Annotated in this window: 21 protein-coding genes; all 21 read left to right on the forward strand. The window is 31.6% G+C overall.

Annotation, left to right across the window (positions count from 1 at the left end; all coding sequences use genetic code 11):
• Positions 1 to 122 precede the first annotated feature (122 nt).
• Positions 123 to 1,979: an ATP-dependent zinc metalloprotease FtsH gene (ftsH, locus tag LQK79_RS13125; protein WP_053243061.1), complete on the forward strand. Its 1,857-nt coding sequence runs from the start codon at positions 123 to 125 to the stop codon at positions 1,977 to 1,979.
• Entirely contained in the window at positions 1,943 to 4,117 is a 2,175-nt protein-coding gene (locus LQK79_RS13130) for a HelD family protein (RefSeq protein WP_231016824.1), read from the forward strand. The genes ftsH and LQK79_RS13130 overlap by 37 nt, the downstream gene beginning before the upstream one ends.
• A gap of 148 nt (positions 4,118 to 4,265) precedes the next feature.
• Entirely contained in the window at positions 4,266 to 4,865 is a 600-nt protein-coding gene (locus LQK79_RS13135; protein WP_407928534.1) for a GTP pyrophosphokinase, read from the forward strand.
• Positions 4,866 to 5,088: 223 nt separating this feature from the next.
• Complete coding sequence (locus LQK79_RS13140; protein WP_207642178.1) at positions 5,089 to 5,253, forward strand: hypothetical protein; 165 nt, start codon at positions 5,089 to 5,091, stop codon at positions 5,251 to 5,253.
• Positions 5,254 to 5,379: 126 nt separating this feature from the next.
• On the forward strand, positions 5,380 to 6,243 hold the full coding sequence (locus tag LQK79_RS13145) for a PhzF family phenazine biosynthesis protein (protein ID WP_053243059.1): 864 nt from the start codon (positions 5,380 to 5,382) through the stop codon (positions 6,241 to 6,243).
• A gap of 26 nt (positions 6,244 to 6,269) precedes the next feature.
• Positions 6,270 to 7,127 carry an SDR family oxidoreductase gene (locus tag LQK79_RS13150; protein ID WP_053243058.1) on the forward strand — a complete coding sequence of 286 codons (858 nt, stop codon included), beginning with the start codon at positions 6,270 to 6,272 and terminating at the stop codon, positions 7,125 to 7,127.
• A gap of 580 nt (positions 7,128 to 7,707) precedes the next feature.
• Positions 7,708 to 8,253, forward strand: a complete 546-nt coding sequence (locus tag LQK79_RS13155) for a GNAT family N-acetyltransferase (protein ID WP_053243438.1) — start codon at positions 7,708 to 7,710, stop codon at positions 8,251 to 8,253.
• Between the two features lie 113 nt (positions 8,254 to 8,366).
• The gene (locus LQK79_RS13160) at positions 8,367 to 8,837 is read left to right on the forward strand and encodes a hypothetical protein (protein ID WP_053243439.1); all 471 of its coding nucleotides are present in this window, start codon (positions 8,367 to 8,369) and stop codon (positions 8,835 to 8,837) included.
• Positions 8,838 to 8,996: 159 nt separating this feature from the next.
• Positions 8,997 to 9,788 carry a multinuclear nonheme iron-dependent oxidase gene (locus tag LQK79_RS13165; RefSeq protein WP_053243440.1) on the forward strand — a complete coding sequence of 264 codons (792 nt, stop codon included), beginning with the start codon at positions 8,997 to 8,999 and terminating at the stop codon, positions 9,786 to 9,788.
• Positions 9,789 to 10,187: 399 nt separating this feature from the next.
• Positions 10,188 to 11,108: an ABC transporter permease gene (locus LQK79_RS13170; RefSeq protein ID WP_053243441.1), complete on the forward strand. Its 921-nt coding sequence runs from the start codon at positions 10,188 to 10,190 to the stop codon at positions 11,106 to 11,108.
• An 11-nt stretch (positions 11,109 to 11,119) separates the two neighbouring features.
• Entirely contained in the window at positions 11,120 to 12,034 is a 915-nt protein-coding gene (locus tag LQK79_RS13175; RefSeq protein ID WP_231016826.1) for an ABC transporter permease, read from the forward strand.
• Positions 12,035 to 12,044: 10 nt separating this feature from the next.
• Entirely contained in the window at positions 12,045 to 13,055 is a 1,011-nt protein-coding gene (locus tag LQK79_RS13180) for an ABC transporter ATP-binding protein (RefSeq protein ID WP_053243442.1), read from the forward strand.
• Positions 13,055 to 14,038 (forward strand): ABC transporter ATP-binding protein, encoded by a 984-nt coding sequence (locus LQK79_RS13185; RefSeq protein WP_231016827.1) that lies wholly within the window; start codon positions 13,055 to 13,057, stop codon positions 14,036 to 14,038. The genes LQK79_RS13180 and LQK79_RS13185 overlap by 1 nt, the downstream gene beginning before the upstream one ends.
• A gap of 617 nt (positions 14,039 to 14,655) precedes the next feature.
• The gene (locus LQK79_RS13190; protein ID WP_231016828.1) at positions 14,656 to 16,308 is read left to right on the forward strand and encodes a peptide ABC transporter substrate-binding protein; all 1,653 of its coding nucleotides are present in this window, start codon (positions 14,656 to 14,658) and stop codon (positions 16,306 to 16,308) included.
• 541 nt (positions 16,309 to 16,849) lie between these two features.
• On the forward strand, positions 16,850 to 17,770 hold the full coding sequence (locus LQK79_RS13195; protein ID WP_231016829.1) for an ABC transporter permease: 921 nt from the start codon (positions 16,850 to 16,852) through the stop codon (positions 17,768 to 17,770).
• Between the two features lie 13 nt (positions 17,771 to 17,783).
• Positions 17,784 to 18,698: an ABC transporter permease gene (locus LQK79_RS13200; protein WP_231016830.1), complete on the forward strand. Its 915-nt coding sequence runs from the start codon at positions 17,784 to 17,786 to the stop codon at positions 18,696 to 18,698.
• 11 nt (positions 18,699 to 18,709) lie between these two features.
• Positions 18,710 to 19,720: an ABC transporter ATP-binding protein gene (locus tag LQK79_RS13205; RefSeq protein ID WP_231016831.1), complete on the forward strand. Its 1,011-nt coding sequence runs from the start codon at positions 18,710 to 18,712 to the stop codon at positions 19,718 to 19,720.
• Positions 19,720 to 20,697 (forward strand): ABC transporter ATP-binding protein, encoded by a 978-nt coding sequence (locus LQK79_RS13210; RefSeq protein ID WP_231016832.1) that lies wholly within the window; start codon positions 19,720 to 19,722, stop codon positions 20,695 to 20,697. The genes LQK79_RS13205 and LQK79_RS13210 overlap by 1 nt, the downstream gene beginning before the upstream one ends.
• Before the next feature lie 28 nt (positions 20,698 to 20,725).
• Entirely contained in the window at positions 20,726 to 22,372 is a 1,647-nt protein-coding gene (locus LQK79_RS13215) for a peptide ABC transporter substrate-binding protein (protein WP_231016833.1), read from the forward strand.
• 377 nt (positions 22,373 to 22,749) lie between these two features.
• Positions 22,750 to 23,388 (forward strand): flavodoxin family protein, encoded by a 639-nt coding sequence (locus tag LQK79_RS13220; RefSeq protein ID WP_231016834.1) that lies wholly within the window; start codon positions 22,750 to 22,752, stop codon positions 23,386 to 23,388.
• Between the two features lie 72 nt (positions 23,389 to 23,460).
• Positions 23,461 to 24,126 carry an FMN-dependent NADH-azoreductase gene (locus LQK79_RS13225; protein WP_231016835.1) on the forward strand — a complete coding sequence of 222 codons (666 nt, stop codon included), beginning with the start codon at positions 23,461 to 23,463 and terminating at the stop codon, positions 24,124 to 24,126.
• Positions 24,127 to 24,598 lie beyond the last annotated feature (472 nt).

Here is a 24,598-nt window from a genome sequence, read left to right on the forward strand (position 1 = left end):
AATACATTATAATAGAAACCTAGGATTTAGCACGTGAATATTTAAATTAATATTTAAAGTTTATTAATAAAATTAACAGTATTTTATGGTATTATAAATAATACAATGGGAGGGAAAAAAACGTGTTTGATAATAAAGATTTTAAAGATAAAAAACTAAAGTATGCAATATTCTATTCCTTAGGTGTTATGATATTTGTTTTAATTATCAACTATGCATCTGCTGCAATAAGAACTCAGGAAATAACTTATAATAAATTTCTTGATTTACTTCAAAATAAAAAAGTTAGTCAAGTAGAAGTGTCAGATGATAAAATTGTTGTTATTCCTAAAGATGGGGTGGGTTTCAATAAGAAAATTTTATATACTGGAAGGATATATGACCCTGATTTAAAGGATGAGCTTAGAAAATCAGGAGCAGAAATAAAGGCTACACTTAAAAATGATGACCCTATTAAAAGCTTTTTATTTACATGGGTACTTCCTATGGGATTTTTGCTTATAGTAGGTAAAATTATTTTTGACATGCTTGATAAAAAGCTTGGAAATGGCGTTATGTCATTTGGAAAGAACAATGCAAAGCTTTACGCAGAGAACGAAACAGGAAAAACCTTTGCAGATGTAGCAGGACAAGAAGAGGCTAAGGAATCTCTTGTAGAGATTGTAGATTTCCTTCATAATCCTGATAAATACACAGAAATAGGCGCAAGGCTTCCTAAAGGAGCACTCTTAGTAGGACCTCCGGGAACAGGAAAAACTCTTCTTGCAAAAGCCGTTGCAGGAGAAGCGCATGTTCCTTTCTTTTCTATGTCAGGCTCTGATTTTGTTGAAATGTTTGTAGGTATGGGAGCTGCAAGAGTAAGGGATTTATTTGAGCAGGCCCAGGAAAAGGCTCCTTGTATAATATTTATAGATGAAATTGATGCTATAGGAAAAAGCAGAGAAAGTGGAATTGGTGGCTCTAATGATGAAAGAGAACAAACTCTAAATCAGCTTCTTGCTGAGATGGATGGTTTTGATTCTTCCAAGGGGGTTGTAATTCTAGCAGCAACTAATAGACCAGAAGTACTTGATAAAGCTCTCTTGAGACCTGGAAGATTTGATAGACGCGTAATTGTCGATAGACCAGATTTAAAAGGTAGAGAAGCTATACTTAAAGTACACTCAAAGGATGTTAAAATGTCAGAGGAGATATCACTTGAATCTGTAGCTAAATCGACTCCAGGAGCTGTAGGAGCAGATCTTGCAAATATAGTAAATGAAGCAGCACTTTTAGCAGTTAAACAGGGAAGAAAAGAAGTAGAACAAAATGATTTGGAAGAGGCAGTTGAGGTTATAATAGCTGGTAAGGAGAAAAAAGATAGAATTCTATCACAGCAGGAAAAGAAAACTGTGTCTTATCATGAAGTAGGGCATGCTCTTGTGGCAGCACTTTTAAAGCATACAGATCCTGTTCATAAGATTACAATTGTCCCGAGGACTATGGGAGCACTTGGATACACTATGCAGCTTCCAGAAGAAGAAAAGTATCTTGTTACTAAAGAAGAAATGTTTGATCAAATAACGGTTATGCTTGGTGGGAGATCAGCGGAGGAAGTTGAATTTGGTACAATATCCACAGGGGCATCTAATGATATAGAAAGAGCAACAAAGACGGCAAGAAATATGGTTACTATATATGGAATGACAGATGAATTTGATATGATGGCACTTGAAAATACAAGCAGTAGATATCTCGATGGAAGGCCAGCCCAAAATTGTAGTGATACCACAGCGGCAAAAGCAGATGAAGAAGTACTTAGAATTATTAAAGATGCACATAATAAGTCTAAAAGTATACTTAAAGAAAATAGAGACTTATTAAATAAACTTGCGGAAATACTACTTGAAAAAGAAACCCTTATGGGAGATGAATTTATGCAGGTTGTAAAGGAGAGTTCGTCATGGAAAGAGAAGGAACAAGAGACATTGATACAATAGTCAAAGATAAGGAAAAGGAGCAAGAGTTTCTTGAAGAGGCTGATAAGTTAAAAGGTGTAATTGAAATTATAAATAGAGAAATTTTAAGTTATATTAGAAAGAGAAAAGATATATCAAAATATATAATTGAAGCTAGAAAGAAAAATATAGAGCAGTTTGAGGATGACGAAGATAAAATAATAGAATATTTTGATCATGAAAGATATGTAAAAGAAGAAAGTTTTAGAGTAATAGATAAAAGATTAAAAGAATTTACTATACTTTTAGCTTCCCCATATTTTGGAAGAGTTGATTTCAATGAAGAGGAATATGGAGAGGATAGAATATATATAGGTAGATTTGGAGTTACTGTTGAGGTGAGTTTTGCTCCACTTGTGGTTGACTGGAGAGCCCCTGTTGCTTCACTTTTTTATACGGCATCTCTTGGAGAGGCTAAATATACTTCTCCAGAAGGAAATACGGACGTTGATATTTTAAAGAAAAGGCAGTATGTCATAAAAAAAGGAGAATTAAAAGGACTTTTTGATTCAGAAGTTGATGTTAAAGATGATATACTTCAGATGGTTTTAAGTGAAAATTCGGGAAGTAAGCTTCGTGACATAGTTATGACAATACAAGCGGAACAGGATAACATAATAAGGCAGCCTAGAAACAAAATTGTAGTGGTAAATGGTACAGCTGGAAGTGGCAAAACAACTATAGCGCTTCATAGAGTTGCATATCTTTTATATAACTATAGAAAAATACTTCAGGATAAGGTTTTGATTTTAGGACCAAATCAAATTTTTATGGAGTATATAAAAGATGTTTTGCCTACACTTGGCGAGGAAGGAATAAATCAGGAGACTTTTGTTGATTTTGCTTTAAATATGCTTGAATTAGATACTGGAGACATTATGAGCACTAAGAATTACATGGAGCATGTATTAAGTAATGACAAAGAGTTTATAGAAGAAACAAAGCATAAGATGTCAGATGGGTATATAAATGAACTTAATAAAATTATAGAAGATTTAAATTTAAAATATGAAGCTGGTATGAACTCAGTAAAATACTATGATAAAGTGGTTATGCCTGAAGATGAGGTAAAAGAGCTTTTTAATAAGTATTATAAGGATATGCCTTTATATAGAAGAAATAAAAAAATAAAAAGAATAATTTTTGGAAAGCTTAAAGATGCTAGAGATGAAAGAGTAAGAGTTATAGAAAGAGAATATAAAAAGCTCATTGAAAGTTGTACACCAGATGAAATTAAGTTAAATGGAAATCAAATGGCATATAAAAGAAAATTAAAAATAAGAGAAGCTGTGGAGATGGTTATGAAGGCTAAAAGGGAACTTCAGTTTCTTAATGAAGCAGATTTACTTGAAATTTATAAGACTATTAATGGTGAAAAGATGTACACAATTGATGATTTAGCACCGCTTCTTTACTTAAGAATTAAGCTTGAAGGCATCAACATGGAAAAAGAAATAAAACATGTTGTAATTGATGAGGCACAGGATTACAGTAAACTTCAGTTTATGGTTATAAAGGAAATTACAAAGTGTCTTGGTATGACTATTGTAGGAGATTCTAACCAGAGGATTATACCATTAGTTTCAGAGAAGGTTCCTATGGAAGAAATTATTGAAGTTTTTGATGAAATGGAGGGGGAACTATTTAAGCTTAATAAAAGCTATAGGTCTACAGCCGAAATAATGAAATATGCTAATAAATTTTTAAATGATGATACCATAGTTCCACTTGTAAGAAAAGGTGAAGAAGTTGAAGAAATTACAGCTCAAAGTGATGATAAGTTTACTTCTATTGTTGATAAGCAGATATTAAATATGAAAAACAGTGGCATTGAAACGATAGGAATAATATGTAGGAATATGGATGAAACAAAGTATTTTGGAAGTCTTCTTAAAAATAATCAATATATAAAGGTAATAGATAAGGAAAATTTAATTTACTCTGGTGGGGAAGTAGTAATTCCGTCATACCTTGCTAAAGGGCTAGAATTTGATGGTGTAATTATGATTAACACAGAAAAATTCAATGAAGAAGATAAAATATCATATGTAATGGCAACAAGAGCACTTCACAAGTTGTGTGATATTTATATTGATTATAAGTGGAATGAAAATAAATAACTAAAGGAAGCTTTGTTTTAAATAAGTGTGAAAGAGAGCGTTTATTTAAAACAAAGCCATAGATTAACATGGGGAAGGGATAATCATGGATAAATCAAAGGCAGTAAGTACTAAAGTGCCTTTTATTGAAGAAAATATCAAAGAAGAAATGCAGGAAATGCAAGAAACCTTAATGGTTTATAGAGCTGCTATAAAAGAGGTTAGCACTAAACTTGATATATTGGATTATGAATTTAAAGTTAGAAGACAAAGAAATCCAATAGAATATATGAAGTCAAGAGTTAAATTGCCTGACAGTATAATGGGTAAACTTAGACGTAAAGGACTAGAGGAAAGTATTGAATCAGCAAGGAAAAATTTAAATGATATAGCGGGAATAAGAGTGGTTTGCTCATTTGTTAGCTATATATATGAGATTGCAGACATGCTAAAAAAACAGGATGACATTACGTTAATAAAAGAAAAGGATTATATAAAAAATCCTAAACCTAATGGATATAGAAGTCTTCATATGGTTTTGGAAATCCCTATATTCTTCTCAGATCATGTAGAGCCTGTGAGAATTGAAGTTCAAATACGAACAATTGCAATGGATTTTTGGGCAAGCCTGGAGCATAAATTGTATTATAAATCAGGTGAAGGTAATTCAATACATATAAAAAATCAATTAAAAGAATGTGCAGATATCATAACAGAAACAGATATGCGGATGCAGAGTATACAAAGAGAAGTGGAGAAGTTAAATTAGCCATTTACTTTATGTTAAAATAGCATAACAGAAGTTTTATTAAGGATGCATAACGAAATATTATTTCAATGCAGCCTGTTTTTTTTACGTTTTAACAGGTTGAGAGAGGTCAATAAACATAAACTAAAGCGAGTGATATTAAGTAATTAGTATGATTACTATTTTTCAGAAATATGTACCAAAAGATAAGCGAGGAATGATTTTTAGTCTATTTTCAATTATTATGAATTTATTAACACCTATTTCACTGCTTTTTTCTGGAATTGTGCTGGATTATATTAGCACACCTAGTACCCTTTCTATTTGTGGATTAACTTTAATAATTGGAGCTGGATTTTTAATAAAAAGTTTATTAGATTTAGACAATTTTAATAAGCTCGACACTTAATAATAAGTGATGTAAAATTACATTATAAGGAAGATTATTAATAGTTTGAGGAGTGATGGGTTTAATGGGTAATAGTAAAATTATAGTATATGAAATTCGATTAAATATTAGTGAGGCGAAATATATATGAGCATAAAAGTTTATACGTTGAATTCTTTTGCAAAAACAGAAGGAGGAGGAAATCCAGCTGGAGTTGTTTTAAATGCAGATCATTTATCGGTAGATGATATGCAAAAAATTTCAGCAAAGGTTGGTTTTTCAGAAACAGCTTTTGTAAAAAAATCGAATAAAGCCGATTTTAAGGTTGAATTTTATACGCCGAATTCGGAAGTAGATATATGTGGACATGCAACTATTGGGACTTTCACTTTGTTGGCCTATAAAGGCATTATAAATAAAGGACAGTATACTCAGGAAACAAAGGCGGGTATTTTAAAGATAGAGTGTAATAAGAATAATGTAATTTATATGGAACAGAAAAAACCTGAGTTTTATGAAATACTTGATAAAAAAGAAATAGCGCAGTCATTAAACCTTGATGAAACTGATATTATGAGTGAACTTCCTATTCAAATTGTATCTACAGGTTTAAAGGATATTTTAATTCCAGTAAAGTCACTTAAGGTACTTAACAATATAAAACCTGATTTTAATAAAATTTCATGTATTAGTAAAAAGTATGGTGTTGTTGGGTATCATGTTTTTACTTTAGAAACGCAAAATAATGGAACTGCTCATTGCAGAAATTTTGCTCCCTTATATGACATACCAGAAGAGGCAGCAACGGGAACTTCAACTGGAGCATTAAGCTGTTATTTATATAGGCATGGAATTATTAATGAAAAAAGTTCACGAAGTTTAGTTTTTGAGCAAGGATATTCGATGAGAAGACCTTCAGAAATTTTAAGCAGCTTAATAATTAAAAATGGTGAAATTAGTGAAGTAATGGTTGGAGGAACAGCATTAAATATTGAAGAACGATTTTATTAATAGCATTGATTAAAAGGAGAATTTTAATGAAAACAATATTAGTTACTGGCAAAGATGGTTTTTTTGCTTCTAGATTTATTGAATATTATAAGGAGAAATACAACATTATTGGATTTAGTCATAGTGATTTAGATATAACGAATGAAAAACAAACAGTTTCAATAATATCAAAATATAACCCTGATTATTTAGTGCACGCAGCCGCTATATCAGATACAGGTACCTGTGAAAGAAATCCAGAAAAATCTTTTGAAGTAAATGTTAAAGGTTCAATTAATGTTGCTAAGGCATGCTTAAAAACAAAAGCGAAATTAATATATTTAAGTTCAGATCAAGTATACAATGGAAACGATGAAGAAGGACCATATGATGAAAAAAGTTTTAATCCTAATAACGTATATGGAAAACATAAGATTGAAGCGGAAAAAGAAATACTTGAAATAATGGATAATGTAGTTATCTTAAGGTTTACATGGCTTTTTGATCTTCCACAAAGACATAAGAAAACAAATTCTAATATAGTATGGAATATAGTAAAAGCATTAATGGAAAATAAGGCTATAAAATTTCCGGCAAATGAATATAGAGGAATTACATATGTGTATGATTTAGTAAAGAACTTTGATAAAATTATTGATTTGCCAGCTGAAGTCTATAATGCAGGAAGTGAAAATAATTTAAGCACATATGAAGTAGCAGAAAAAGTTGTTGCTGCAATGGGATTAAGCTGTAGAGTTAGAGAAATTTTAATAAAAGATATTGAAAGATATAAAGAAAAAAATAGAGATTTAAGAATATCAAATAATAAACTTAAAAATCATGGTGTATTTTTTAGTAGCACAGAAGAAGCAATTGAAAATTGCATAAAGGATTTTTTATCTTAAGTATTTGATGGAAAATGCACTGATACAACAATTTATGTTTATTATCCAATTGAAGATAGGTATCAAGAGGTTGCTAAAAACTTTGAGGAGTGGGCAATAGGATTGCTTTCTGGGAGGATAAAGAGTTAGTATAGACAAACTGGAATTTGTCGAGCTGAGTGAAGGGTTTTAATTCGCCCTGCTCATTAAAAAACTAACTTTTTCACTTATGTGAAAAGTGAAGGGTTTGACATAGCTTTGCTTGTCAAAGGTGAAGGTTTTTGCCACGGCAAAAGGTTAAGGAATATTTTTCTCCGTTTCTCTACGAAAAATAAATAATTTAAATACGTTAAAGATTTTCCGTAGGAAAACGGAGGAAAATCAACCTTAGCTTTTTATTGAAGATAAAAAAGTTCACCTTTTACGTGCATAGCACCGTAAAACCCTTCACCTTTCGCATAGCGAAAACCTTAGTCTTTTAACAAACGAAGTGAGTTAAAACCCTTCACTATAGCGCTCGACAAATTCCAGTTTATCGGGATGAGTTTATATTAGCAATTTAAATATTTCAGCTTATTTATCCATGCATTGGAGGGGTATAATGATATTTTGTAAAACAGAAAGATTAATAATTCGAAGTTTAGAAGAACGAGATAAAAGTCTCATAGTTAAATGGCTATCTGATGACAAGGTTCTTAAGTATTATGAGGGAAGAGATAACCACTTTGATGAGAAAATGGTTGAAGATAAATTTTATGCTAAGGATAGTGATGTAACAAGATGTATAATTGAATTCTCTAATATTCCTATAGGATACATACAATTTTATATTATTGATGAAGATGAACGTAGGGAATATGGATATGAAGAGGTTAAAGATGATATATTTGGTACAGATCAATTTATAGGAGAAACTAGATGTTGGGGACAAGGCATGGGAAAAGAATTAATGAAGGCAATGATTAATTTTTTAATAAAAGAGAAAGCTGCGAGCAAAATAGTGCTAGATCCTCAAGCCTGGAATGAGAGAGCCATTAAATGTTATGAGAAAAGCGGATTTGTAAAAGTAAAAATACTTCCAGAGCATGAATTACATGAAGGGGAATTAAAGGACTGTTGGCTTATGGAATACAAAGTAATGAGATAAGGTTTGTTATAGCTAATAATAAAATTTTTATAAAAAAACTATTAAAATGTACAAATTGGAAAATTGAAAGAGTACAATTAAAGTAATAAAATACGAAGGAGGAATGGATAAACATGTCAGTAGATGCAGTAGCTCAGCTTATGCAGCAAAATGCATTACAAAATTTATATGGTACGAATAGCGGTAGTAATTCAGGTAATGATATTGATTTTTCTACATTGCTTGGGGATGTTATGCAAACTTCAGCTAAAGAGAACTCTACAAGTGCAACAAAAGTGAATGGAAGTACAAAAGTTGATAGTGCTGATACATCATCACAAACGAGTAAGCTGGATGAATTAGAAAAATTACTTCAATTGCAAAGTTTGCAAAGCATGTCAGGTGCATATAATACAGCTGATAGCTTAGGGAGTATTGATGATAGTGATGACGATAGCAGTAGTAGTTTAGGGGTAGGCAATAGTGGTGACTACGGCAATGAAATGATGAATTCTATATTTCAACTTTTAAGTCAAAATCAAGCCAGCAATAGTAGTAATGTAAATGAAACTACAAATGATGCTTTAGCAAGTAATTTAATTTAGAGTTTAAATACAAGGTAAGTTTTATACCTTGTATTTTTTATATATGGAATAGTATAATAATAACATGTTTTGATGCTTGTACAATATTAGGAAAAATGTGTTTTCAATATTTAATAGCATAGAAGCGTAGATATTTTAAGAAGGTAGGTGAATTAAGTTATGTATATAGGATGTAATTGGTCAAAAGAGTTAAGAATGCTTTTAGAAAAGAATGCTGTTAAAGTTGATTATGTTAAATCAGGCGCATTTGGAAACTTTGATAAAGAATTTGAAACTATGCGCTCAATGCGTCCAGTTTTGCTGCATGGATTAGGTTACTTTGAAAATACCGGAATGAAAAATATAGAAGTTATAGATTTTAACCGTGCAAATAACCTTATTGAAAAATGCAATTCATTTCATTATGGAGTTCATCTTGCAATCAGAAATATAGACATGGGTAAGGGGATGAGCGATGTAGCTATATATGAACATTTATCTAAAAATATTAAAATTTTTAAAGATAATTTAAATGTACCACTTCTTATAGAAAATTCTCCAGATACCACTATAGAGCGCAAGAAATACGATTTCTATCCATATTTCACGCCTCAGAGGATTTCAGAACTTAGCGTGAATAATGATGTCTATTTTCTACTTGATATAGCACATGCAAAAATTACGGCAAAAGATCATGGATTAGATGTCTATGATTATATTAAAAAACTTCCACTTGATCGCATTAAAGAAATTCATCTAGCTGGATCAGGTTATAATAAAGATGGTTTTCCAATAGATACTCATCAAGCTATGAAAGATGAAGACTATAAATTATTAGATTGGGTACTTAATTATTCAAAACCTGATGTGGTTACATTAGAATACAATGGAATAAGTGGAGAGAACGAAGAGTTAATTACAAAGAACCTAGAAGAACAACTAAACAAAATAAATAGAATATGTAGAAATTAAGTTTAAAAAGTATAATATGATAAATAGAATGTATTATTAAAAAATAAGTAAAACTAAATATTTAAAAAAATGTGTGTTTATATTATGTATGGATAATAAACCCACATTTTTTTAAATATAAAATTGTAAAAAAAACCAGTTGTTGAAAATCATTAATGTGATGGAAATAAGACCATATTGAGAAAAGTATAAAATAATAGTAGGATATAAACGTAACTAATAAATGATTGTTTGTTTTGAATTATTATTAACAAATTAATAACAATTTATTAATAATATTATTAATTGAAAGACAAAAAAACACAGATAATAGTTTTTAATTTAAATAAAATTCTGTGTGTACAATATAACTTTTAAATTACAAAATAATACAAAACAATAAATATTTGGAGGGACAAAATGCTCAAATATATTTTAAAAAGACTAGTTTCAAGCATTATTACAATTTGGTTTGTAATAACAGTAACATTTTTTTTAATGCATGCTATTCCAGGAGGTCCATTTACTGGAGATAGAAAGTTACCACCAGCTGTAGAGCAGAATTTGAATATAAAATATGGACTAAATAAACCATTAGGAGTTCAATATGAAAAATATTTAACTGATTTGTTGCATGGGGATTTAGGACCATCTATGACTACGGAGGGACTTACAGTTAATCAAGTTATAGGAAACTCATTTCCATCATCACTAAAGGTTGGAATTTGTGCTATTTTATTTGCACTTTCAGCCGGGCTAATTCTTGGAATAATTGCGGCACTTAAACAAGGTAAATTTTTAGATAATTTATGCATGATGATATCTACTGTAGGGGTTGCCGTTCCAAGTATGATATTAGCACCTGTTTTAATATATGTTTTTGCCGTAAAATTTGGCATTTTGCCAGCAGTAGGATTGGACAAACCTTCAAATTATATAATGCCAGCAATAGCACTTGGATTATACTATATGGCGTTTATTGCAAGATTAATACGTTCTAGTTTAGTTGAAGTTATAAGAACAGATTATGTAAAAGTTGCAAGGGCCAAGGGATTGTCAAAGGGAAAAATAATTTTAAAACACGTGCTTAGAAATTCATTAATTCCATTAGTGACATACCTTGGACCAATTACAGCAGGTTTACTTACTGGAAGTTTCGTAATTGAAAGTGTATTTGGAATTCCTGGAATTGGAAGAGAATTTGTACAAAGTATATCTAATAGAGATTATACAACAACCTTAGGTGTAACTGTATTTTTCTGTGCATTTTTAATAGTTGCAAATTTAATAGTGGATTTATTATACGTTGTTATTGATCCAAGAATTAAACTACATGATTAGGAGGAATATACATGGAATTTTCTAAAGATATGTTTGAAGTTGTACCTAAGGAAGAGAAAAATTCTCAAAAAGTTGAAAGACCCAGTTTGAGCTATTGGCAAGATGTGGTGAGAAGACTTAGAAAAGATAAATTAGCAATGCTTGGTTTGAGTTTTATAATATTAATAACATTAGCTGCAATATTTGGACCGATGCTATCAAAATATAATTATACATCTCAGGATTTGGCTTCGGCTGATCTGGGACCAAGTTTATCACACTGGTTCGGTACAGATAAATTTGGAAGAGATTTATTTGTAAGAGTTCTAGAAGGTGCTAGAGTATCACTTATTATAGGACTTGTTGCAAGTATATTAAGCATTTTCATTGGTGTAATATATGGTGGAATATCAGGATATTTTGGTGGAATTGTCGACAATATCATGATGAGAATTGTTGAGGCAATATACGCTATACCAATGACTATATATGTAATACTTATAATGGTTGTTTTGAAGCCTGGTTTAAAAAGCATAATAATAGCACTTACAATTTCCTTTTGGGTGACTATGGCGAGGATAGTTAGAGGACAAATTATGTCTTTAAGGCAGCAGGAATTTGTTCTTGCAGCAAAGACAATAGGAGCTTCTAACATGAGAATAATTTTGAAACACCTTATACCAAATTGTTTAGGACAAATAATTGTTACATTAACACTTTCAATACCAGATGCAATATTTCAAGAGGCATTTTTAAGTTTTATTGGTCTTGGAATTGCACCACCACTTGCATCCTGGGGAAGCTTGGCATCTGATGCCTTGGGAGGATATCAATTGTATCCATATCAATTATTCTTTCCAGCTTTAGCAATTTGTCTAACAATGCTTGCATTTAACTTATTAGGGGATGGACTAACATATGCATTAGATCCAAAAATGAGAAAGTAGGAGGAAGAGTATGGAAAAGCTACTTCAAATTAATAATATACACACATCGTTTCATACACATTTGGGTGAAGTGCAATCTGTAAGAGGAGTTACTATTGATTTATATAAAGGCGAAGCAATAGGAATCGTTGGTGAATCTGGAAGTGGAAAAAGTATAACTATGATGACAGTTATGCAGCTTTTAGACAGCAATGGTGAAATAAAAGAGGGAGAAATTTTATTCGAGGGAAATGATTTAACCAAGCTTTCAGAAAAGGATATGGAGAAAATTAGAGGAAATGCTATAGGAATGATATTTCAAGATCCTATGACCTCTTTAAATCCAGTGCTTACAATTGGAGATCAGCTTAGTGAATCTTTGATTAAGCATAAAAAGATGAATAAAAGTGAAGCTAGAAAAAAAGTTATAGAAATGCTTGGTTTAGTTGGTATACCTAGTCCGGAAAAGAGAATAAAACAATATCCACATGAGTTCTCTGGCGGAATGAGGCAGAGAGTAATGATAGCTATGGCTCTTATTTGTGGTCCTAAACTGTTAATTGCAGATGAACCAACTACAGCACTTGATGTTACAATTCAGGCTCAGATATTGGAACTTATGAAAGATCTTAAGGAAAAATTAAATATGTCAATTATACTTATAACGCATGACTTAGGTGTTGTAGCAGATGTATGTTCGAGGATAAATGTTATGTATGGTGGCGTTGTAGTTGAAAGTGGAAGCTCAAAGGACATTTTCTATAATGCAAATCATCCATATACTTGGGGCCTCTTAAGAAGTATTCCAAATCCAAAATTGGACACAAAGGAAAGACTTAAGCCAATTGAAGGAACGCCGCCAGATTTATTAGCGCCTCCAAAAGGATGTCCATTCGCGGCAAGATGTGATTATGCTATGAAAATATGTTTTGAGAACAAGCCTGAACAATACAAAATTAATGAAGGACATTATTCTAGCTGCTGGCTTAATCATCCTAATGCACCAAAAGTTGAACGTAATATTAAAAGGAGTGAAGGCTAATGGAAAAAAGCAATAATCTTATTGAGATAAAAAATCTCACTAAGTTTTTTAGCATTAATAAAGGTATTCTTTCAACTAAAAAAAGCTATGTAAAAGCAGTAGATGATGTTTCTTTTAATATAAAAAAGGGTGAAACTTTAGGACTCGTTGGCGAATCTGGATGTGGAAAGACTACAACAGGAAGAACTATATTAAAGCTTTATGAACCAACAAGTGGACAAATTATCTATGATGGCAAAGATATAGCCAAGCTTAAAAACAAGGAAATGCTTTCATATAGAAGAAAGATGCAAATGATATTTCAAGATCCGTATGCTTCTTTAAATTCTAGAATGACGGTTGGAGACATAATAGGGGAACCAATAGAAATTCATAAGCTAATGGGTAAGAAGGAAAAGCATGAAAGAGTTCAATACTTATTAAATAGAGTTGGATTAAATCCAGACCATGCAAATAGATACCCTCATGAATTTTCAGGGGGACAAAGGCAGAGAATTGGTATAGCAAGAGCACTCGCCGTTGAACCAGAATTTATTGTATGCGATGAGCCTATTTCAGCACTTGATGTATCAATACAAGCACAGGTTGTAAACATGCTTGAAGATTTACAGTCTGATTTGGGACTTACTTACCTATTTATAGCACATGATTTATCTATGGTAAAACATATATCAAATAAAATAGGTGTTATGTATTTAGGAAAGTTGGTTGAAATAGGGGAGAGCAGTGAGCTTTATAAAAATCCATTGCATCCATATACTAAGGCACTTCTTTCAGCTATACCAATTCCAGATCCAGATATGGCAGAAAAGAATAAAAGAATAGTGTTAGAAGGTGAAATACCATCACCAATAGATCCTCCAAAAGGCTGCAGATTTAGTGGAAGATGCAAATATGCTAAACCTGAATGCATGGAAGGTGATTTGGAGCTTAAGGATGTTGGTGGCGGTCACAGGGTTGCATGTAATTTGTATTATAGATAGACAACTTGAAACTTTAAAATTGCAATCTCCAAATTTATCCTGATAAACTGGAAGTTGATTCAGAGCACAGAGTACAAAGTGCAGAGTACAGTGAAGGTGGATTTACCTTTCGTTTCTCTCAGGTAAATCTTAGAACTTAATAGTGTCAGCTACACTGAGCACTATATTTTAAGCGCTTTGCTTGCATTAAGTTTAAGATTTTTTGTAGCGACAGCGGAGAAAAATCATCCTTCACTGTACTCTGTCCTCTGAGTTAAATTCCAGTTTGTAAGGATAAATTTGGTATTGATAATTTAAATATTTCAGCTTGTTTATCTATATGGACGAACAACTTGAAACATAGAAATTATAAGCACCAAATTTATCCTATTAAATTAGAATTTGTAACAGAGTAGAGAGTAGAGAGTAGAGAGTAGAGTGAAGGATGATTTTTTTCACTAACACTCTACTCTGAGTTGTTTATCCATAGTACATATTATAAGAAATGTATAAATTGAGGTTAGAGTTGTTAACACTATAGATGAAACTCAAACTATTTATGTTTCCAGATTTCAGTTTTTAAGTGATTACGTACATAGTAAGTTTCAATATATTAAAAAATATAAGGGGGCAATTAAATGTTGAAAAGTAAAAAATCAAGAATTATAGCTATTGCCATGTCTACTTTATTAGTATCTTCACTATTAGCTGGATGTGGAAATGCAAGTAAATCAAACACAAAAAGTGCAGAACAAATCATAAGGTATAATTTAGGTGCAAATCCTAAAACAATAGATCCAGGATTAAATAGTTCTGTTGAAGGAGGAACTGTAATAGCCAATGCTTTTGAAGGTCTTACAGATGTTGATGCAAATAATAAAGCATATCCAGGAGTAGCAAAAAGTTGGGATATATCATCAGATGGAAAACACTATGTATTTCACTTGAGAAAAGATGCAAAGTGGTCAGATGGTAAAGCTGTAACTGCAAAGGATTTTGAGTATGCATGGAAGAGAGCATTAGCGCCAGAAACAGCATCTGATTATGCATATCAACTTTATTATTTAAAAAATGGTGAGGCATATAATGGAGGTAAGGTTTCAGCTGATCAAGTTGGAGTAAAGGCAACAGATGATTATACTCTTGATGTTCAGCTTGAAAGTTCAACACCATATTTCTTATCATTATTGGCTTTCCAAACTTATATGCCAGTAAGAAAAGATGTTGTAACTGCACATCCAAAGGATTGGGCATTAAATGGTTCAACATATGTTTCTAATGGCGCTTTTAAGATGAAGAATTGGAAACAAAAAGATAAATTAGAATTTGTAAAAAATCCATATTATTGGAATAAATCTCAAATTAAACTTGATAAGTTAACTTATACAGTTTTAGATGATGCGACAAGTTATATGTCGGCATATCAATCAGGGCAAATTGATATAATTGATACACCACCAACAGAACAAACTCCTTCACTTTTGAAGCAGGGAAAAGCAAAAACTTATGTTAATATAGGAACTTACTATTATAGTTTTAACTTAGATCCAAAAGCTAAACTTGATCCAGCAGTTGCTAAAGCAATGAATGATGCTAAAGTTAGAAAGGCAATTTCACTAGCAATTGATAGAGAAGCTTTAGTTAAGAGTGTAACAAAATCAGGTCAATATCCATCAACAAGCTTTGTGCCTAGAGGTATGGTTGAAAGCAATGGAAAAGATTTTAAACAAAAAGATTATTACTCAACAAAAGCAGATACAACACAGGCTAAGAAGTTATTATCAGAAGCTGGTTACACAGATGGTAAAGGGTTCCCTACTATTGAGTTAACATATAATACTGGTGATCTTCATAAAAGTATTGCTGAGGCAATTCAAGATATGCTTAAGAAAAATTTAAATATCAATATCACTCTTAGAGCTGTTGAAAGAAAAGTTCAACTCGATGAAACAACTAAACACACATATACTGGTATGGCGAGAAATGGTTGGAGTGCAGATTATGCTGATCCAATGACATTCTTAGATATGTGGGTAACTGGTAGTGGAAATAATACTGCAGGATACAGTAATAAAGAATATGATACACTTATAGCCCAGGCTAAAACTGAAACAAATACTACAAAGAGATTTGACGAAATGCATAGGGCAGAAGATATCTTAATGAACGATATGCCAATTGTACCTTTATATGAATACAATGTTGTTTCTGCTATGAAGGATTATGTCAAAGGTGTATATAGAACTCCAATGGATATTCTCTATTTCACCAAAGCTTATGTACAGAAATAAGCATATTGGGTTTTTTTTGGGCGGCAGTCCATGTGATCATGAATTATAACTATTAAATACTAGATGTAATATAGCAATAAAAATAGCTGCTTAAACATAAAGCAGCTATTTTTATTATATAAGCATTTATTTTAAACATTAAGATTTTTTGTTTAATAACATTGATTATTTTTAATTTTAATTAAATTAAAGTTATTTTGTTTAACTATTATTTTACTATGACACCTTTAATTGGATAAAGTTTTATTTTACACTATAAAATTACTAAATATAAGACATTTTGATAATATGAATAAAATAATTTACTTAGTGAATGTTTAATTTATAAATATTAATATCATATTTGCAAAATAAAAAATTAAATTTAACGAAATTAATATTTTTCAAAAATATTGAAAAAGATATAAAATAGTAGTAATATAAATAGTAATTTATAAACTGATAACAAAATTTATAAATTCATAAGATATTAATAAAAATCAACAATATTCATATTAATGTGAAAAAGCAATATAAATATTAAATGTTTAGGGGGGAGAAGATGCTTAAATATATTTTAAAAAGATTAATTTCAAGCATCATTACGATTTGGTTTGTAATAACAATAACTTTTTTTTTAATGCATGCTATTCCAGGAGGTCCGTTTACTGGAGATAAAAAGTTACCACCAGCTGTGCAGCAAAATTTAAATGAAAAATATGGATTGAACAAGCCGCTAGGATCTCAATACGAAAAATATTTGACTGGTTTAATTCATGGCGATTTAGGTCTTTCAATGTATACAGAGGGAATGACAGTTAACCAGATTATAAAAAATTTATTTCCAGCATCTTTAAAGGTTGGAATTTGTGCTATAATATTTGCAATTTTATTTGGGATGATTCTTGGAATAATTGCAGCTCTTAGACAAGGAAAACTTTTAGATAATATATGTATGGTTATATCTACTTTTGGAGTTGCCGTTCCAAGCATGATATTAGCACCGGTTATGATATATATTTTTGCAGTGAAGTTTAATGTTTTACCAGCAGTAGGATTGGACAGCCCATTAAATTATATAATGCCAGCAGTAGCACTTGGATTATATTACATGGCTTTTATTGCAAGGTTAATACGCTCTAGCATAGTTGAGGTAATAAGAACAGATTATATAAAGGTTGCAAAAGCCAAGGGATTATCAAAATATAAGATTGTTTTGAAGCATGTACTTAGAAATTCATTAATTCCGGTAGTAACATATTTAGGACCAATTACAGCAGGTGTTCTCACTGGAAGTTTTGTAATTGAAAGTGTATTTGGAATTCCTGGAATTGGAAGACAATTTGTACAAAGTATATCTAATAGAGATTATACGGTAATTATGGGCGTAACTGTATTTTTTTGCAGCTTTTTAATAATTGCAAACTTAATAGTGGATTTATTATATGTTGTTATAGATCCAAGAATAAAACTAGATAGTTAGGGGGAAATACGGTATGGAAGTTTCTAGAGATATGTTTCAAATTATACATAAGGAGGAGAGAAGCTCCGAAGAGATAGTAAGACCAAGTTTGAGCTATTGGCAGGATGTACGAAAAAGAATTATGAAAGACAAATTAGCAATGCTTGGTTTAGGCTTTATTATATTAATTGCGTTAACAGCAATATTTGGACCAATGTTGTCAAGATATAACTATACGGCTCAAAATTTAAATGCTGCAAATCTTGCACCAAGTGCATCACATTGGTTTGGTACAGATAAATTTGGAAGAGACTTATTTGTAAGAGTACTTGAAGGTGCTAGAATATCTCTCACTATAGGGCTTGTTGCAAGCATATTAAGTATTTTTATAGGAGTAATATATGGCGGTATATCAGGATATTTTGGTGGAATTGTCGACAATATTATGATGAGAATTGTTGAAGCAATATACGCTATACCAATGACTATATACGTTATACTTATAATGGTTGTTTTAAAACCAGGATTAACTAGTATAATAATCGCTCTTACAATTTCATTTTGGGTTACTATGGCAAGAATTGTTAGAGGGCAAATTATGTCATTAAAGCAGCAGGAATTTGTTCTTGCAGCAAAGACAATAGGAGCTTCTAACATGAGAATAATTTTGAAGCATCTTATACCAAATTGTTTAGGACAAATAATTGTTACATTGACACTTTCGGTGCCAGATGCAATATTTCAAGAGGCATTCTTAAGTTTTATTGGTCTTGGAATTGCAGCGCCGCTTGCATCTTGGGGAAGTTTGGCATCTGATGCCTTGGGAGGATATCAATTGTATCCATATCAATTGATATTTCCAGCTTTAGCAATAAGCTTAACGATGCTTGCATTTAACTTATTAGGAGATGGACTAACATATGCATTAGATCCAAAAATGAGAAGGTAGGTAGATTATTTATGGAGAAGTTGCTTCAAATTAATAATATATATACGTCGTTTAATACTCACATGGGTGAGGTACAGTCCGTAAGGGGAGTCACTATTGATTTATATAAGGGTGAAGCAATAGGGATCGTTGGTGAATCTGGAAGTGGAAAAAGTATAACTATGATGACAGTTATGAGACTTTTGGACAGCAACGGTATTATAAAAAAAGGCGAAATCTTATTTGAAGGAAAAGATTTGACCAAGCTTTCTGAAAAAGAGATGGAAAAAATAAGAGGGAATGAAATAGGAATGATATTTCAGGATCCAATGACATCTTTAAATCCAGTGCTTACAATTGGTGATCAATTAAGTGAACCTTTAATTAAGCATAAAAATATGAGTAAAAGTGAAGCTAGAAAAAAAATCATAGAAATGCTTGGTTTAGTTGGTATACCTAGTCCGGAAAAGAGAATAAAACAATATCCACATGAATTTTCAGGTGGAATGAGACAGAGGGTAATGATAGCTATGGCGCTTATTTGCGATCCTAAACTGTTAATTGCAGATGAACCAACTACAGCCCTTGATGTTACAATTCAAGCTCAGATATTAGAGCTTATGAAAGACTTGAAGCAAAAATTAAATATGTCAATTATACTTATAACGCATGACTTAGGTGTTGTGGCAGATGTATGCTCACGAATAAATGTTATGTATGGTGGAGTTGTGGTTGAAAGTGGAACCTCGAGAGATATTTTTTATAATGCAAATCATCCATATACTTGGGGTCTTTTAAGGAGTATACCAAATCCAAAATTGGATACAAAGGAAAGGCTTAAACCAATTGAAGGAACGCCGCCAGATTTATTAGCACCTCCCAAAGGTTGCCCGTTTGCGGCAAGATGTGACTATGCTATGAAAGTATGCTTTGAAGGTAGAGCTGAAAATTATGAAATCAATGAAGGACATTATTCTAGCTGTTGGCTTAATCATCCTTATGCATCAGAGATTAAGCAAAATATTAAAAGGAGTGTAGGTTAATGGAAAAAAGTAATGCTCTTATTGAGATAAAAAATTTATCCAAGTTTTTTGTTATTAATAAAGGAATAACTTCTGTTAAAAAGAGCTATGTAAAGGCAGTAGATGATGTTTCGTTTGATATAAAAAAAGGTGAAACTTTAGGACTTGTTGGAGAATCAGGCTGTGGGAAAACTACAACTGGAAGAACGATATTAAAGCTTTATGAACCAACAAGTGGGCAAATTATCTATGACGGCAAGGATATAGCAAAATTAAAAAATAAAGAAATGCTTCCATACAGAAGAAAGCTTCAAATGATATTTCAAGATCCATATGCTTCTTTAAATTCAAGAATGACAGTTGGAGACATAATAGGAGAGCCAATAGAAATTCATAAGTTAATGAGTAAGAAAGAAGAGAAAGAAAGAGTTCAGTATTTATTAAGCAGAGTTGGATTAAATTCGGACCATGCAAATAGATATCCTCACGAGTTTTCAGGTGGACAAAGGCAGAGAATTGGCATAGCGAGAGCACTTGCAGTTGAACCAGAATTTATTGTTTGCGATGAGCCTATTTCAGCACTTGACGTATCAATACAGGCACAGGTTGTAAATATGCTTGAAGATCTTCAGCAGGATTTAGGACTTACTTATTTGTTTATAGCACATGATTTATCTATGGTAAAGCATATATCAAATAAAATAGGTGTTATGTATTTGGGTAAATTAGTTGAAATAGCAGAAAGTAATGAGCTTTATAAAAATCCATTACACCCATACACAAAAGCTCTTCTTTCAGCGATACCAGTTCCAGACCCAGATATGGCAGAAAAGAATAAAAGAATAATATTGAAGGGGGAAATACCGTCACCAATAGATCCTCCAAAGGGCTGTAGATTTAGAGGTAGATGCAGATATGCTAAACCAGAATGTGCAGAAAGTGATTTTGAGCTTAAAGATGTAGGTGGCGGACACAAAGTTGCTTGTAATTTATATTAAATTAAAATATATTTAAGGGGGAAATTAAATGTTAAAAGGTAGAAAATCAAAAATTGTCGCTTTAATTACGTCTACTTTAGTAATAGGATCATTGTTAAGTGGATGTGGGAGTCAGTCAACAACAAAGAATACTCAACAAGCCATAACATATAATTTAGGAGCAAATCCTAAAACAATAGATCCAGGCTTGAATAGTTCTGTTGAAGGTGGAATAGTAATAGCCAATGCCTTCGAAGGTCTTACAGAGGTTGATGCAAATAATCAACCACATCCAGGAATTGCAAAGAGTTGGGATGAATCTGACGGTGGAAAACATTACGTTTTTCATTTAAGAAAAAATGCTAAATGGTCAGATGGAAAAGTTGTAACTGCAAAGGATTTTGAATATGCATGGAAGAGAGCGTTAGCTCCAGAAACAGCATCTGATTACGCATATCAACTTTATTATTTAAAAAATGGTGAAGCATATAATGGTAATAAGGTTTCAGCTGATCAAGTTGGGGTAAAAGCAACAGATGATTATACTCTTGATGTTCAACTTGAAAATCCAACACCATACTTCTTATCGCTATTAGCATTCCAGACTTATATGCCATTGAGACAAGACATTGTAAGTAAAAATGCAAATGGTTGGGCATTGAAAGCATCAACTTATGTTTCAGACGGAGCCTTTAAGTTGCAGACTTGGAAGCAAAACAGTAAATTGGAATTTGTTAAAAATCCATATTATTGGAATAAATCTGTTGTTAAGCTCGATAAATTAACTTATACGGTTTTAAATGATGCCACAAGCTACATGTCAGCTTTTGAATCAGGACAAGTTGATATAATTGATACACCACCAGCAGAACAAACTCCTACTCTTTTAAAACAAGGGAAAGCAAAAACTTACCCTAATATAGGAACTTATTATTACGGATTTAACTTAGATCCAAAGGCTAAGCTTGATCCAGCAGTTGCTAAAGCAATGGATAATGTTAATGTTAGAAAAGCAATTTCTTTAGCAATCGATAGAAATTCTTTAGTTAAAAATGTAGTAAAAGGTGGTCAAATTCCATCAACAAGCTTTGTACCTAGTGGTATGGTTGGATCTGATGGAAAAGATTTTAAACAAAAAGAATACTTCCAAGCAAAGGGAGATGTATCACAGGCTAAGCAATTGTTATCACAGGCAGGATATCCAGATGGTAAGGGATTTCCTACTATTGAGTTAATGTACAATTCTGATGGAAATAATCCAGATATTGCTCAAGCTATTCAAGCAATGCTTAAGAAAAACTTAAATATAAATGTAACACTTAGAGCTGTTGAGAGAAAAATTCAGCTTGATGAAACAACTAAACGCACATATGCTGGTATATCAAGAAATGGATGGTCTGCAGACTATGCTGATCCAATGACTTTCTTGGATATGTGGGTAACTAGTAGTGGAAACAATGTTACAGGCTACAGCAACCCAGCATACGATAAACTCATAGCAAAAGCTAAAGCTGAAACAGATACTACGAAGAGATTTGATGAAATGCATCAGGCAGAAGATATTCTAATGAATGACATGCCAGTTGTACCTTTATATGAATATAATGTTGTTTCTTGTATCAAGAGTTATGTAAAAGGCACATACAGAACTCCAATGGATGTTCTATACTTCACAAAAGCTTATGTACAAAAGTAAACATATGGAGGTTTGGGCGAAGCCCATATGATTCATGAACAATAAATTAGCTCTCATAATAATATGGAGGTTTGGGCGAAGCCCATATGATTCATGAACAATAAATTAGTTCTCATAATAATATGGAGGTTTGGGCGAAGCCCATATGATTCATGAACAATAAATTAGCTCTCATAATAATATGGAGCTTAGAATTCAATAATTAAATGTTATATATCCCTTATAATTACAAAAATAGCTGCTTTATATTTGAAGCAGCTATTTTTATATCAACATTTTCTAAATGCAGCCTAAGAAATAGATTGAAATTAAAGGTAATAATTTTATCAAAGTAAGAATAATATTAAGATTGATTTAAGTAAAAAGGAGTATAGAGTATGAGAGTAACTGTCATTTATGGTACTATGCACAAAGGAAGTACTTATAATTGTGTAAAAGTTTTGCTTGAAAGCTTGAAAAGTGAAGATATTAATATAACAGAATTCTTTCTGCCAAAGGACATGCCTCATTTTTGTAATAGTTGTTTTTCTTGTTTCTTAAATGGTGAAGAGACTTGCCAGCATTATAAGGAAATGCATCCAATTACAGAATTTCTAGATAAATCAGATTTAATTATATTGGCATCCCCAGTTTATGTGTGTAATATGAGTGGGCAAATGAAAGCATTTTTAGATCATTTAGCATACAGATGGATACCTCATAGGCCTAATCAACAAATGTTTCATAAGGTAGCAGTGGTTGTATCTACAGCGGCAGGGGCTGGCACGAGAGATACAAATAAAGCTATGAAAAAAAATTTAGTTTATATGGGAATTAATAAAGTATATTCCTATGGAGTTAATGTTGGAGCTATGAGTTGGGAAGATGTTAAGTTAGAGAAAAAAAGGAAAATTAAAAGTCAATTGCGTAAAATTGGAGTAAAAGTTACCAAGATGGTTACGGCGTCAAGTAAAAGAAATCCAAGTTTTTTTACAAAAATGATTTTTTATTTAATGAGAGTCTCTCAAAGAAATTAATTAACCTATGAGGATGAAGAGAGAATAATTTTAAATTTATAAGAAAAAATATCTCATATGGAGGTGTTTTTAATGAAAAAATTATTATATATACCTGTAAATACAAAACCAGAAGAAATGTCAACAAGTAAATTTGTAGGAAGGCAATTTATAAAAACATTTATTAGAAAGTATCCAGAATATGAGGTCGAAGAACTGGATATATGTAATGAATACATACCAGAACTTAATTATAGGTATTTAAAAAAAAGAGGTGAAATTGTTTCTGGAAGTGATTATGATGCTCTTTCAGAGGAGGATAAGAAAGCTGTAGACAGGATAAATCAACTTTGCAATCAATTTATAAGCGCCGATGTGTATATTATTGCTGCACCTATGTGGAGTTCTCTTTTTCCAGCAAGATTAAAAATGTATATTGATTGCATAATGCAAGACAATAAAGTAATTAAGGTTACTTCAGAAGAAGTTAAGGGCTTGTTAGACGATAAAGAAAGAAAAATGCTTTATATTCAGTCTTCAGGTGGAGTATATCCTAGAATAATGTCATGGAAAATAGATCACGGAGTTAATTACCTTCATGATATTTTTAAATTTGTAGGCATAGATAAATTTGAAAAACTTTTAGTGGAAGGTGTTGATATGCCATCCGTTGGAAAGAGTGAGGCAGTAGATAGGGCGTTTAAGGAAATTGACAAGATGGTAGATAAAATGGCAATAAGAGAAATGGCTACAAGATAAACGTATATTATAGATGAGTAACTTGGAGCTTTAAAATAATAAATTCCAAGTTTATCCTAACAAATCAAAATTTGTAACAGAGAACAGAGTACGGAGTACAGAGTACAGTGAAGGATGATTTTTCTCTGCTAACGCTGCGAAAAATCTGAAAACTTAATGCTCGCGCATGGCGTAAAACATAATGTTCAGCGCAGCTGACACTATTAAGTTTTAAGGTTTACCTAAGTGAAACGAAAGGTAAATCTACATTCACTCTACTCTGTACTCCCTACTCTCTACTCTGATTTACAAACTCCAGTTTAACAGGATGAATTTGGTATTAGTTATTTTAACCTTTCAAGTTGTCTATCTATAAATATTAACCATAAAGTATTATAATAATATTGATTCTAAAATTAGACCAGCTAGTAAAAGTCAATAAGTTTTTATAAAAAAATTATTAATAAAAATAGGTATCATAAAAAATCCATTG

The organism is Clostridium guangxiense, from assembly GCF_021043395.1.
GTDB classification, from domain to species: domain Bacteria; phylum Bacillota; class Clostridia; order Clostridiales; family Clostridiaceae; genus Clostridium_S; species Clostridium_S guangxiense.